The organism is Dactylosporangium sp. NPDC005555 (genome assembly GCF_040605635.1).
Taxonomy (GTDB): Bacteria; Actinomycetota; Actinomycetes; order Mycobacteriales; family Micromonosporaceae; genus Dactylosporangium.
Genome location: NZ_JBEXDG010000086.1, coordinates 19,331 through 32,597 on the forward strand (window position 1 = coordinate 19,331; position 13,267 = coordinate 32,597).

Here is a 13,267-nt window from a genome sequence, read left to right on the forward strand (position 1 = left end):
GACGTCGTGTGCGCGGGTGTCAAGGTGCCAGGAGGCGCGGATCGCCTTAAAAGGGACAAAATGCCGCCAAAGAAATCCAGGACTCTTGACACGCGGGAAACCACGGGGCAACACTGCGACCTATCGGAGAGCGCTCTCCAAAACCGCCCGCCGCGCCTCCTCACCCCTCAGCAAGGAGCTCACGTGCATCCGGCACATGCTTCCGCCCCCGCCTGGCGGAGACTGCTCAGTTCGCGATGGCGCATCGCCCTGGTCGTTGCCGTCGTCGCCGCCATCGCTGTCGTGGTCGCGCCGTTCGCGCGCGCCGCGGACAGCCTGATCTCTCAGGGCAAGCCCGTCACCTCGTCGTCCGATCAGGCTCCCGACGTTGCCGCCAGCTTCGTCAACGACGGCAACGCCGGCACCCGCTGGAGCAGCCAGTGGAGCGACCCGCAGTGGATCCGCATCGACCTCGGCGGCCCCGCCACCATCAGCCAGGTCGTGCTGCAGTGGGAAGGCGCCTACGGCAAGTCCTTCAAGATCCAGACGTCCGGCAACGACTCGACCTGGACCGACATCTACACCACCACGACGGGCGCCGGCGGCACGCAGACGCTCAACGTCTCCGGCGCCGGCCGCTACGTGCGCATGAGCGGCACCGAGCGGGGCAGCGGCTACGGCTACTCGCTGTATGAGTTCAAGGTGTACGGCTCGCTCGACGGCACCACGAACCCGGGCGCCTGCGACACCGGGACGAACGCCGCCCAGGGCAAGACCGCCACCGCCTCCAGCGTCGAGGGCGCGGACGTCGTCGCCGCCAACGCCGTGGACGGCAACGCCGGCACCCGCTGGGGCAGCCAGTTCAGCGACCCGCAGTGGCTGCAGGTCGACCTCGGCAGCAAGCAGAGCGTCTGCCAGGTCGTGCTGCAGTGGGAGGGCGCCTACGGCAAGGCCTTCCAGATCCAGGTCTCCGACAACGCCACCAGCTGGACCGACGTCTACTCCACCAGCACCGGCACCGGCGGCACCCAGACCATCCCCGTGACGGGCTCCGGCCGGTACGTGCGGATGTACGGCACCGCCCGCCCCGGTGGCTACGGCTACTCGCTGTGGGAGTTCAAGGTCGCCCTCGGTGGCGGCGGCACGACCACCACGCCGCCGACCAGCAGCAGCCCGTCGCCGAGCACCTCGACGCCGCCGGACCCCAACTGGACGCAGGTCTGGACCGACACCTTCGACGGCCCGGCCAACTCCTCCCCGTCGGCGGCCAACTGGCTGCTGCGGACCGGCACGCAGTACCCGGGCGGCGCCGCGAACTGGGGCACCGGCTCGGTCGAGACGGCCAGCGCGTCGACCGCCAACGTCTACCTCGACGGCGCCGGCAAGCTCAACATCAAGGCCGTCCGGGACGGCGCCGGCGCGTGGACGTCGGGCCGCATCGAGACCCAGCGGACCGACTTCCAGGCCGCCGCCGGCGAGCAGGTCAAGTTCACCGCCGTGCTCAAGCAGCCGGACGTCGCCAACGGTGACGGCTACTGGCCGGGCTTCCGGGCCACCGGCGCCGCCTACCGCGGCAACTACACCAACTGGCCGGGTGTCGGCGAGACCGACATCATGACCGACGCCAACGGCCGCAGCCAGCTGTCGCAGACCCTGCACTGCGGCACCGCCCCCGACGGGCCGTGCGGCGAGTACAACGGCCGCACCTCGGGTCTTGCCAGCTGCACCGGCTGCCAGACCGGCTTCCACGAGTACACCCAGGTCATCGACCGCACGAAGACCGACGAGGAGATCCGCTTCTACCTCGACGGCAAGCAGTCGTGGGTCGTGCGCAAGAGCCAGGTCGGCGTCACCGCGTGGAACGCGGCTGTCCAGCACGGCTTCTACCTGCGCCTTGACCTGGCCATGGGCGGCGCGTGGCCGAACGCCATCGCCGGCTACACCGTCCCGACCCCGCAGACCACGTCCGGCGGCATCCTGTCCGTCGACTCCGTCACGGTGTCCAAGCAGACCGGCACCACGCCGGCCGCGATGACCGACCCGGCGACCCCGACCGGCGCCAGCGTCGTCAAGGTCACCGGCTCGCAGGGCAACTGGCAGCTGCAGGTCAACGGGCAGCCGTGGGAGGTCAAGGGCCTCACGTACGGTCCGCCGCAGGCCGCCGCCGACGGCTACATGCGCGACCTGAAGAACATGGGCGTCAACACGATCCGCACCTGGGGCGTGGACGACGCGAACACCCCGACGCTGCTCAACCGGGCCGCGCAGCAGGGCCTCAAGGTGATCGTCGGGCACTGGCTCAACCAGGGCGCCGACTACGTCAACGACACCGCGTACAAGAACGCCACCAAGACCGAGATCGTGAACCGGGTCAACACGCTGAAGAACCACCCCGGCGTGCTGATGTGGGACGTCGGCAACGAGGTCATCCTCACCATGCAGGACCACGGCCTGCCCGCCGCCGACGTCGAGGCCCGCCGCGTGGCGTACGCCAAGTACGTCAACGAGCTGGCGATCGCGATCCACGCCGCCGACCCGAACCACCCGGTCACCTCGACCGACGCGTACACCGGCGCCTGGCCGTACTACAAGAACAACGCCCCGGCGCTGGACCTGCTCGCGGTCAACTCGTACGGCGCGATCAACAACATCAAGCCGGACTGGATCGCCGGCGGCTACACCAAGCCGTACGTGGTGACCGAGGCCGGCCCGTCCGGTGAGTGGGAGGTCCCCAACGACGTCAACGGTGTGCCGAGCGAGCCGACCGACCTGCAGAAGCGGGCGGGCTACACGGCCAGCTGGAACGCGATCAAGGGGCACCCCGGCGTGGCGCTCGGCGCGACCGAGTTCCACTACGGCCTGGAGAACGACTTCGGCGGCGTCTGGCTCAACACCTACGGCGGCGGCTGGCGCCGGCTCGGGTACGGCGCGCTGAAGCAGGCCTACACCGGTACCCCGCTCGCGAACACCGCGCCGGAGATCACCAGCATGACGGTCGGCAACCAGACCGCCGTGCCGGCCGGTGGCACGTTCACCGTGAACGTCGCCGCGACCGACCCGAACAACGACACCATCCGGTACAACGTGATGATCAGCGACAAGCACATCACGGGGAACACCGGCTTCCGCAACGTCAAGTTCACCCAGAACGGCTCCACCTTCACGGTGACCGCTCCGGAGACCCTCGGCGTGTGGAAGGTCTACGTCTACGCCTTCGACGGCCAGGGCAACGTCGGCATCGAGACGAAGTCGTTCAAGGTGGTGCCGCCGGTCATCGCCGGCACCAACATCGCCCAGGGCAAGACCGTGACCGCGTCGACCTACCAGCCGACCGGCACCAATGGCCCGCAGCTGCCGTCCTACGCGGTCGACAACAACTACGGCACCCGGTGGGCGTCGGAGTGGGTCGCCACCGCGTGGTGCACGGTCGACCTGGGCAGCAAGCAGACCTTCAACAAGGTCTTCCTGGCCTGGGAGGCGGCGTACGCGACCGGCTACCAGATCCAGACGTCCGACGACAACAACACCTGGACGACGATCTACTCGACGACGACCGGCAACGGCGGCTTCGACGAGATCAACGTCAACGGCAACGCCCGGTACGTGCGTATGAACGGCACGGCCAAGGCGACGGCCTACGGCTACTCGCTCTGGGAGTTCGGCATCTACCGGTAAGTCACCCGAGTAGGGCGGGCGGCGCGAGCCGCCCGCCCTTTCGTCTGTATTTTTCAGCGAATTTCGTGCTATGTAGTGGAGAGCGCTCTCCATGCTCCGTGCTATAAAACCGGCCATGAGCGATCCACGTTCGGCCCGCAAACCCACCCTCGAAGACGTCGCGGAAGCCGCCGGCGTCTCCCGGGCCACGGTGTCGCGCGTCATCAACGGTGTTCGCAACGTCGACCCGAAGCTGCACTCGATCGTGTGGCAGGCCGTCGACGCCACGGGCTACGTGCCCAACCGCGCGGCCCGCTCACTCGTGACCCGCCGCAGCGGCACCGTGGCCCTCGTCGTCTCCGACGCGGTCAGCCACGACGACGACCCCTTCATGCGGCGCTTCTTCGCCGACCCGTTCTTCGGCCGCATCGTCGGCGGCGTCATGTCGGTCCTGCGTCCCAAGGGTATCCAGCTCGCCCTGCAGATCGTCGGCACCGACGAGGCCCGCGGCCGGCTCGTCGGCGACCTCGGCCAGGGCCAGGCGGACGGGGCGGTCGTGCTGTCGCTGCACCCCGACGACACGTTGCCGCAGCAGCTGTACGAGGCGGGGATCGCCGCGGCGCTCGTCGGCCGCCCAGCGCAGCCGGTGCCGATCAGCTACGTGGACCTGGCCAACGACGCCGGCGGCGTCCTCGCCGCCGAGCACCTCATCGGCCGCGGCTGCACCCGCCTCGGCATGATCACCGGGCCCGCGCACGTGCCCGCCAGCCAGGACCGGCTCACCGGCTTCCGGCAGGCCCTCGCCCGGCACGGACACGCCTGGTTCCCCACCGTCGAGGGCGGCTTCACCTACGAGTCGGGGGAGACCGCGCTGCTGGAACTGCTGGAGCGGCAGCCGGAGCTCGACGGCGTCTTCGTCGCCAACGACGTCATGGCCCAGGCCGCCGTGATGGCGCTGCGCGGCCGCGAGCTGCGGGTCCCCGACGACGTGGCGGTCGTCGGCTTCGACGACAGCAGCGCAGCCCTCGACGCCCGGCCGCAGCTCACCACCGTCCGGCACCCCCTGGAGGACATGGCGGCGGAGAGCGCCCGCCTGGTGCTGGCCCGCATCGACGACCCCTCGCTGCGTGTCGAGTCGGTCATCTTCGACCCGAAGCTCGTCGTGCGGCAGTCCGCCTGATGGCGTTGACGCCCGCCGCGGAGATCGGGATCTCCGAGTCGCTGGTGGCCGCGTTGGTACGAACACAGCACCCGGCCTATGCGGGACGGCCGCGGTTGGTCGCCAACGGCTGGGACAACGCCGTCTACCGCCTGGGCGAGGAGTGGTCGGTGCGGCTGCCCCGGCGGGCGGTCGCGGTGCCGCTGCTGGTCAACGAGCAGCGCTGGCTGCCGGAGCTGGCCCGCCTGCTGCCGGTGCCCGTGCCGGTCCCGGTCGCGGTCGGCGAGCCGGCGGGGGCCTATCCGTGGCCGTGGAGCATCAACCCGTGGCTGCCCGGCCTCCCCGCCACGACGGTGCCGGTGGCCTCGCGGGGCACGTTCGCCGCCGGCCTGGCCCGTTGCCTCGCCGCCCTGCACGTCCCGGCGCCCGCCGACGCGCCCCGCAACGAGTTCCGCGGGGTGCCCCTCACCGGTCGCGCCGTGGCCGTCCGGGAACGCCTGACGACCGGCGACCACCCGGCCGGGCTCCTGGAGGTCTGGGAGGACGCCCTGGCCGCACCGCCGTGGGACGGGTCGCCGGTGTGGCTGCACGCCGATCCGCACCCGGCGAACCTGGTCTTGGGCGGGGACGGGCGGCTGGCGGGCCTCATCGACTTCGGCGACCTGACCTCGGGCGACCCCGCCACCGACCTGGCCGCCGCCTGGATGGTGTTCGACCAGCCAGGGCGTGCCGTCTTCCGCTCGACGCTGGGCGACCTGGCACCGGACGCGACCTGGCGGCGGGCGCGGGGCTGGGCGCTGAGCATCGGCTCGGCGATCGCGGCGAGCTCCGCGGACAACCCCGCGATGGCCGCCATCGGCGCACACACCCTCGAGCAGGTCCTGCTGCCGGCATGACCGCCCGCCCGGGTTTCGTCCGCGGATTCCGGGAACCCGGTGGCCGCCGCGGACAGGAACAGGTGTGACAGCCGAGTTGCGGGCCCGGATCCGGGACGGGGACACCGAGGCGTTCGGTGTGCTCTTCGATCAGCATGCCGACGCGGTCCACCGGCACGCGGTGTGGAGCGAGGGCGACCCGGCGCTCGCCGAGGACGTGGTGTCGCTGACCTTCCTGGAGGCCTGGCGGATCCGCCGGTCGTTGCACCCCGACGGCGACAGCCTACGGCCGTGGCTGCTCGGCATCGCCACCAACGTGCTGCGCAACCGCCGCCGCGCGGCGCGCCGGCACCGGGAGGCGTTGCGGCGGCTGCCGGTGCGCGACACCGTCCCGGACTTCGCCGACGAGGTGGTCGCCAGAATGCACGACGTCGACCGGATCGCCGCGGCCGTGGCCGCCCTGCGGTCGCTGCGCCGCTCGGACCGCGAGGTGTTCCTGCTGTGCGTGTGGTCGCAGCTGGACTACGCGTCGGCCGCCGAGGCGCTGGGCGTGCCCGTCGGCACCGTGCGCTCGCGGCTGTCGCGGGCCCGGACCCGCCTGCGGGCACTCGCGCAGCAGGAGCTGGCGGCACCCCGGACGAACCCGGCGGAACAGCCCCGGACGGTCCCCGTCGAACAGTCCCGGATGAGCTCCGTCGAACAGGGAGAGCCGCGATGAGTGAGCCCACCGCCCCGCCCGTGCTGCCCTTGCGACCGGCGCGCCGCCAGGCCCTGCGGCACCACCTGCTACGCGAGGCCCAGCGCCCGGCCCGGCGCTCCCGGCGTCGGCTCCTGGTGCTGGCACCGGCGGCCGTGCTGGCCGCCGCGGTCACGGCCGGAGCGATCGCCCAGGCGTGGGCGCCGGACAGTGCGCCGCTGGTCGTGACGGTGGCGCAGGGCGACCGAGGCGGGGCCGCGCTGCTGCTGGACCAGGTGGCCGCGGCCGCCGAGGCCGGCCCGGCGCCCTCCTCCGGAGAAGGCGGATACGTCTACGTCAAGAGCCGCGCCGCGTACGCCGAGTTGGGCGGCGGCCCGGCCCGGCTGCAGCCGATGTACACCCGGGAGATCTGGATCCCGCGGTACGAGCGGGGCGACGGCCTGGTGCGGCAGCCGTTCTCCACCTGGCCGTTCATCGGTCCGGTCGTGTCGCGCAGGACGTTGCCGGACATGACCCCGAACGCCGAGATCGTCGACCTGCCCAGCGACCCGGACCAGTTGCTGGCGAAGCTCTACCGGGAGCGGGACCGGCGCGGCATGGGCGACAGCGGCGACGGCGCGGCGTTCACCGCGATCGGCGACATCCTGCGGGAGTCGCTGATGCCCCCGCGGACGAGTGCCGCGCTCTACCGCGCCGCGGCGAAGATCCCGGGCGTCGAGGTCGTCCGCGGAGTCACCGACGCGGTCGGCCGCCCGGGCATCGCCGTGGCCCACACCGACCTGCGCCGCCGCGACGAGTGGATCTTCGACGAGCGGACCCTCGAATACCTGGGCGAACGCAGCTACCTCGTGACGGCCACCGAGGTCGGACCGGCCGGGACGGTGCTGGGCACGATGGCGGTGCTGCAACGCGCCGTGGTCCCGCAGGTCGGGCAGCGCCCACGGACGTAGCCGCGATCCGGCGCGCGCCGCGACATGGAGTCAGTGACGCGCGCCGGGAGTCCGCAGATCTCGGAGAGCGCTCTCCGAGATGCCCAAAGTGTGCCCGTCCGGGTTGCCCGCGTCAAGCGGCGCGAGCTGTTCCGGTAAAGATCAGGATTCCGTCAGGACTGGCTGCGGGGGTGTTGACACGTGTCGGTACCAGCGGGAAACTTCCTTTACGGAGAGCGCTCTCCAGCCGGGTCGGGTGCCGGCGGGGAGTGGCGCCGAGGTGGCCGGCCACACGATTCGAACGGATCGACGGGGGTTGGCTGGGTCACCTGACCGACGCCGTAGGACAGGTAGTTCGGGTCGGTCGTCCAGGCGGGGGCTGCTCGAAACGATCGTCCGACGGGCGCTGAGGCCGCTTCGCGGACCGCGCCCAGCGGTGCCGGCGCAGGTGCGGCGGCCGGGCATTTCCGGACGCTTCCACCAGCACGTCACCGACGGCGACCGGGTTGGGGTCGCCGCCGGCGGGACGACCGCGAGAGCCGCCGTCCCGTGCATCGATTCCGCAGCTGCGGTGGTCGCCTCGGGCTCTGGGCGCCCTGGCCGCCGCAGCTGCGGGACCGTCCTGCGAAGGGAGCCAACCGTGACACCGAGCCCCGCCAGGCTTGCGATCACCACCGTCCTGCTCGCCGCCGTGCTCACGCTCGGCGCCGGGTGTGCGGAAGCGCCGGAACAAGCGCCACCGGCAGCGACGACCGCACCGGCGACCGCTTCCGACTTCGGCGGCACCGACATCGCGTGGGTGCAGCTCATGATCCCGATGGATGAGCAGCTGCTGCCCGTCCTCGACCTGGTGCCGCGGCGCACGGCCGACCAGGCGCTGATCCGGCTCGCGGCCGACCTGCGTGCGCGGTACACGAGCGAGATCCAGCAGCTGAAAGCGCTCAGGGCAAGGGCCGGGCTGGACGAGAGCAACCCGCACGCCGGGCACAGGATGCCGGGCCTCGTCGACGCCGAGTCCCTGGCGACGATCGGAGGGACGGACGGCGCCGAGTTCGAGCTGAAGGTCGCCGAGTGCCTGCGCACCCACCTGGACCAGCTGGCGAGCCTGGCCCGCTCCGAGCTCACCAACGGCACCAGCGCGGCGGTCAAGGACCTCGCCCGGCAGGTCGAGGCGTCCAGGACCGCCGGGCTGGCGAAGCTGCCGGCTAGCGGCGCAGCAGGCGGCGGCTGACGGCGGCGACGACGAGGACGATGACCGCCGCGAAGCCGAGCAGCGCCACCCTGGCCGGGAAGAACTGGGTGGCCACGCCGAGCCCGAGGACGGGGACGGCCAGGCCCAGGTAGCCGCCGAGGAACACGCCCGCGAGGGCCTCACCGCGGGTCGCCGCGGGCGCCAGGCCGACGACCGTGGACAGCGCGCCCTTGAGCAGCGCACCCGCGCCGCCACCGGCGACCACGCCGCCGAGCAGGAACACCGGCAGGCTCGCCGCCCACACGCCGGCGGTGAGGGTGAGCAGGCCCGCGGTCATCAGCACCAGGCCGCCGGCCACCTGGCGGCGCACCGGCTCGCGGCGCAGCAGCACCTGCGCGACGGCGCCGCTGGCGAACACCGTCGACGCGACGATCCCGGCGAGCGCGCGCGACGGGTGGTGCAGCGTCCCCGCGACGAACGCCGGCGCCAGGGACGTGAAGAGGCCAAGGACCGACAGCGCCGCGAACGCGCCACCGCCGGCGGCGAAGTAGCGGGGGCGGGCCGACGCGGGGACGGTCACGCGCTGCGGCCGGTACCGCTGCGGCCGCCGCGGACCGGTGACCGTCTCCGGGACGCGCGCGACGGCGGCCGCGGCGACCAGCAGCAGCACCAGGAACACCGCGTAGGACGTGCGCAGCGGCGCGGGACCGTACTGCGCGAGCAGCCCGGCGACGAGCGGGCCGGCCGCGAACCCACCGAGGTTGGCGAGGGTCGCCACCAGGTCGCCGCGCTCGCGGCCGGTCCCGGGGCGGGCGGCGGCGTGCAGCTCCGACAGGTGCGCGGTCGCCGTCGCGGTGAGCATGCCGACGCCGAGCCCGGACAGGACCCGGGCGACGATGACGACGGCGAGCGATGTGGAGGTCAGGAACAGCGCCGCGGCCGCGGCCTCGAGCAGGATCGCGGGCAGCAGGACCCGCCGCCGGCCCCACCGGTCCGAGAGGTGCCCGGCGAGGAACAGGCTGACGATGACCCCGGCGGCATAGGCGGCGAACGCGACCGTCACCGCGATCGTCGAGTAGCCATCGTGGCGCTGGTAGATCGCCCACAGCGGGGTCGGCACGACGGTGAACGCCAGGGACACCGCGAACGCCGCCGCGATCGTCCAGAACCCCCGCTCGTGCCGCGCGGATCGCTCGAGGACGGCGGCAGGACGGGTCAGCACGGAGGTCATGCGACGACTGTGCCGCGCGCCGGCCAGCACCAGCGACGAATGTTCGTGCTCGTAGCTATCATCAAACGCGATGGAGCTGCGGCATCTCGTGTACTTCGTGACCGTCGCCGAGGAGCGCAACTTCTCCCGTGCCGCGATGCGGCTGCGCGTCGTGCAGTCCGGGGTGTCCGCCGCGATCCGGACCCTGGAGCGGGAGCTGGGCACGCCGCTGTTCGACCGGAGCTCGCAGCGCGTGGCGCTCACCGACGCGGGCGTGGCGCTGCTGCCCGCGGCCAGGGCCACGATCGACGCCGCGCAGGCGGCCCGGGACGCCGTCGACGAGGTCCGCGGCGGGCTGCGCGGCACGCTGCGCATCGGCACCCTGATCTCGGTCGGCTTCGTCGACCTGCCGGGCCTGCTCGGCCAGTTCCGCGCCGAGCACCCGGGCGTCGACCTGCGGCTGCGGGCGGCGCCGACCGGGTCCGCTGGGCTGGCCCGGTCCGTGCTCGACGGGGAGCTCGACGTGGCGTTCGTGTCCCTCGCCGGCCGTCCACCGGCGGGCCTGTCGGTGCGGGTCCTGCTGGCCGACCCGATCGTCGCGGTGCTCCCCGCCGGGCACCGGCTGGCGCACCGCGACGAGGTGACCCTCGCCGACCTCGCCGACGAGCCGTTCGTCGACTCGCCGCCGGGCTACGGCAACCGCACCGAGGTGGACCGCGGCTTCGCCGCCGCAGGCCTGGACCGCAGGGTCGCTCTGGAGGTCGCCGACATCGCCACCGTCGCCCAGTACGTGCGCAACGGCCTCGGCGTCGCGCTGATCCCGCGGTTCGCGGTGGGGGACACGCACGGGCTGCGGGTGCTTCCGCTGACCGGGGCGCGGCTGCGCTGGACCTTCGGGGTGGCGACGGGCTCCGCCCGCCGTCCGAGCGCGGCGGTCCGGGCCCTGCTCGACCTCGTCGACGCGCATCGGGTGCAACTGACCGGTGAGCGCTCAGGTGCGCGCGGGGTGCGCCGAATGGACGGCGAAGGGGGTGCCCATGACGCACTCGACGTCCCACCGTGACGGTGGGCTGAGCCGGTGGTTCGGCGACATCCGGATCGGGGTGAAGATCACCGCGGCGCTCGCGGTCGCGCTGCTCGCCGGCGGCGTCGTGGCGTGGGCCGGCCTCGCGGCCCTGGGCACCGCCAACACCAACGCCGGCGCCATCTACACCGACAACCTGCTGTCGACCAGCACGCTCAACGCGACCCAGGGCGCGCTCGACGACGAGATCAACGCCCTCGCGCTGATGAGCATCGCCAACGGGCCGACGGAGACCGGGGAGTACCGCGGCCGTGTGCTCGCCGCGGCGGACCGCCTTCAGAAGGGCATCGACCAGTACGCGGCGCGTGGCGTGCAGGCCACGCAGCAGCCGCTGGTCGCCGCGCTCCGGCAGGCGGTGACCGACCTGCACGGCGTCCGCGACACCAAGCTGATGCCGGCCGCGGTCGACAGTGACAACGCGGCGTTCGAGAGCGCCTACAAGTCCGCCGCCGAGCCGCTGATCCGCGCGGCCAACGACGCGCTGGACGGTCTCGCCGCGATCGAGTCGACGTCCGCGGCGGCGGCGGCGAAACACAACGCCGACCAGTACTCCACCAGCCGCACCACCATCGTCGCCTGCCTGGTCTGCGGCTGCCTGATCGCCGCGGCGCTCGGCTGGGTCACCGTCCGCCGGATCGTCGGCCCGATCCGGCAGGTCGGCGGCGTGCTGACGATGATGGCCGACGGCGACCTCACCGGCCGGCTCGACGTCGGCTCCCGCGACGAGGTCGGCGTCATGGCCGGCGCGCTCAACCGGGCGACGCAGAGCATGCGCACGGCGGTGCAGGCGCTGGGGCGGACGTCGTCGTCCCTCGCGGCCGCGGCGGAGCAGCTGTCGGGGGCGAGCACGCAGATCGCCGCGAGCGCCGCGCAGACCAGCGGCCAGGTGGCCGTCGTGGTGACCGCCGCCGACGAGGTGACCCGCAACGTGCACACCGTGTCGGCCGGCTCGCAGGAGATGAGCCTGTCGATCCGGGAGATCTCGCAGAACGCCAACGAGGCCGCACTCGTCGTCGGGGAGGCGGTGTCCGCCGCGCGGGCGACCGACGCCACGGTGTCCAAGCTCGGCGCGTCGTCGCAGGAGATCGGCAACGTGGTCAAGACGATCACGTCGATCGCCGAGCAGACGAACCTCCTCGCGCTCAACGCCACGATCGAGGCGGCCCGCGCCGGCGACGCGGGCAAAGGGTTCGCGGTCGTCGCGACCGAGGTGAAGGACCTGGCCCAGGAGACCGCGCGGGCCACCGAGGACATCTCCCGCCGGGTCGCCGGCATCCAGGCCGACACCGACACCGCCGTCGGCGCGATCCGCGACATCGGCGAGATCATCTCGAAGATCAACGACTACCAGCTGACCATCGCGTCCGCGGTCGAGGAGCAGACCGCGACCACCGCCGAGATGAACCGCGGGGTCGCCGAGGCGGCCGGCGGGATCGGCGAGATCGCCTCCAGCATCGGCGCCGTCGCCGCCGCCGCGCAGGTCACCACCGAGGGTGTCGCGGAGTCGCAGCGCACGTCGGCCGAGCTCGCGCGCATGTCGCACGAGGTCCAGACCCTGGTGGCGAACTTCCGGGTCTGAGAGCGGGTCGAGAAGGGTCCGATAAGGTGCCTGGATGGCCGGCCTTGACGATCGGGTGCCGATGGACCTGGCCGCGTATGAGCGGCGGGTCCGGTCGGAGCGGTGCTTCATCTGCGCGTTCCTCGACGGTGAGCCGGGGTCCGAGCACGAGTGGCTCTACGACGACGGCGCCCACGTGGCGTTCCTCGGCCGCTATCCGACCCTGGCGGGCCACACGCTCGTTGTTCCGCGCCGGCACGTGGAGGACGTGGTCCGGGATTTCACGCCTGAGGAGTATCTGAGCCTGCAGGCCGTGGTGCACCGGGTCGCGCGGGCCGTCGGTGAGGTGCTGCGGCCGGAGCGCACCTACCTGCTCTCGCTGGGCAGCATGCAGGGCAACGCGCATGTGCACTGGCACGTCGCGCCGTTGCCGCCGGGCGTGCCGTACGAGCGGCAGCAGTTCCACGCGCTCATGACCGAGCACGGTGTCCTGCCGTGGACACCGCAGCAGTTCGCCGAGCTGGGCGCGCGCATCCGGGCAGTGCTGGCACACGGCTGAGAACGACGGCAGGAGACGGTCTCGGTCCGCTCACCGTCGTCCTGCTGGCCGCGAGGCCGTCGACGTCATCGCGCTCGTCCTGCACCGCGGCGTCGACGAGGGCCACTTCGACGCCGCCCTGGACGTACGGATGGCCGCGGCCGCCCTCTTCGGCGTGTGCCTCGTGGTGGCCGTCGACTGGCTCGTCTTCGAGCCGGACCGCTCCTTGTCCGACGTCCAGGCCGCCCTCATCACCGTCGTCCGGGCCCGGGTCGGCGTCTGACGCCCGACTCCCGGCTAGTGCTGTGACCACTAACGTTCACCGGTTTGGTGGTGTTGTGGTTCCTCGCCGTAGGGTGCGGTCGAGCGACTCCCCACCGGGGTGCTGGTGG

The 13,267-nt window shown here is 72.5% G+C and carries 11 protein-coding genes; 10 read left to right on the forward strand and 1 reads right to left on the reverse strand.

Going from position 1 to position 13,267, the window contains the following annotated elements:
• Nucleotides 1-183: 183 nt before the first annotated feature.
• The 6 genes from ABZS58_RS47205 (at nucleotide 184) to ABZS58_RS47230 (ending at nucleotide 8,524) form a co-directional block, all read left to right on the forward strand.
• Complete coding sequence (locus ABZS58_RS47205; protein WP_354790973.1) at nucleotides 184-3,654, forward strand: discoidin domain-containing protein; 3,471 nt, start codon at nucleotides 184-186, stop codon at nucleotides 3,652-3,654.
• 115 nt (nucleotides 3,655-3,769) lie between these two features.
• Nucleotides 3,770-4,813, forward strand: a complete 1,044-nt coding sequence (locus ABZS58_RS47210; protein ID WP_354790974.1) for a LacI family DNA-binding transcriptional regulator — start codon at nucleotides 3,770-3,772, stop codon at nucleotides 4,811-4,813.
• Complete coding sequence (locus tag ABZS58_RS47215) at nucleotides 4,813-5,688, forward strand: aminoglycoside phosphotransferase family protein (protein WP_354790976.1); 876 nt, start codon at nucleotides 4,813-4,815, stop codon at nucleotides 5,686-5,688. The genes ABZS58_RS47210 and ABZS58_RS47215 overlap by 1 nt, the downstream gene beginning before the upstream one ends.
• A 64-nt stretch (nucleotides 5,689-5,752) precedes the next feature.
• Complete coding sequence (locus tag ABZS58_RS47220; RefSeq protein WP_354790977.1) at nucleotides 5,753-6,385, forward strand: RNA polymerase sigma factor; 633 nt, start codon at nucleotides 5,753-5,755, stop codon at nucleotides 6,383-6,385.
• Nucleotides 6,382-7,314, forward strand: coding sequence for a CU044_5270 family protein (locus tag ABZS58_RS47225; protein ID WP_354790978.1), 933 nt, complete (start codon nucleotides 6,382-6,384; stop codon nucleotides 7,312-7,314). The genes ABZS58_RS47220 and ABZS58_RS47225 overlap by 4 nt, the downstream gene beginning before the upstream one ends.
• Before the next feature lie 619 nt (nucleotides 7,315-7,933).
• A complete protein-coding gene (locus tag ABZS58_RS47230; RefSeq protein ID WP_354790979.1) occupies nucleotides 7,934-8,524 on the forward strand; it encodes a DUF305 domain-containing protein in 591 nt (196 codons plus the stop codon).
• Here the strand turns inward: ABZS58_RS47230 and ABZS58_RS47235 are convergent.
• The gene (locus ABZS58_RS47235) at nucleotides 8,499-9,716 is read right to left on the reverse strand and encodes an MFS transporter (protein ID WP_354790980.1); all 1,218 of its coding nucleotides are present in this window, start codon (nucleotides 9,714-9,716) and stop codon (nucleotides 8,499-8,501) included. The genes ABZS58_RS47230 and ABZS58_RS47235 overlap by 26 nt on opposite strands.
• 70 nt (nucleotides 9,717-9,786) lie before the next feature.
• Between ABZS58_RS47235 and ABZS58_RS47240 the strand changes: the two genes are divergently transcribed.
• The 4 genes from ABZS58_RS47240 to ABZS58_RS47255 all read left to right on the forward strand — a co-directional run bounded on the left by ABZS58_RS47240 (nucleotide 9,787) and on the right by ABZS58_RS47255 (nucleotide 13,158).
• Nucleotides 9,787-10,758 (forward strand): LysR family transcriptional regulator, encoded by a 972-nt coding sequence (locus ABZS58_RS47240; RefSeq protein WP_354790981.1) that lies wholly within the window; start codon nucleotides 9,787-9,789, stop codon nucleotides 10,756-10,758.
• A complete protein-coding gene (locus ABZS58_RS47245) occupies nucleotides 10,733-12,358 on the forward strand; it encodes a methyl-accepting chemotaxis protein (protein WP_354790983.1) in 1,626 nt (541 codons plus the stop codon). The genes ABZS58_RS47240 and ABZS58_RS47245 overlap by 26 nt, the downstream gene beginning before the upstream one ends.
• A 34-nt stretch (nucleotides 12,359-12,392) precedes the next feature.
• Nucleotides 12,393-12,896, forward strand: coding sequence for an HIT family protein (locus tag ABZS58_RS47250; protein ID WP_354790985.1), 504 nt, complete (start codon nucleotides 12,393-12,395; stop codon nucleotides 12,894-12,896).
• Between the two features lie 130 nt (nucleotides 12,897-13,026).
• Nucleotides 13,027-13,158, forward strand: a complete 132-nt coding sequence (locus ABZS58_RS47255) for a hypothetical protein (protein WP_354790987.1) — start codon at nucleotides 13,027-13,029, stop codon at nucleotides 13,156-13,158.
• The last annotated feature ends 109 nt before the right edge of the window (nucleotides 13,159-13,267 follow it).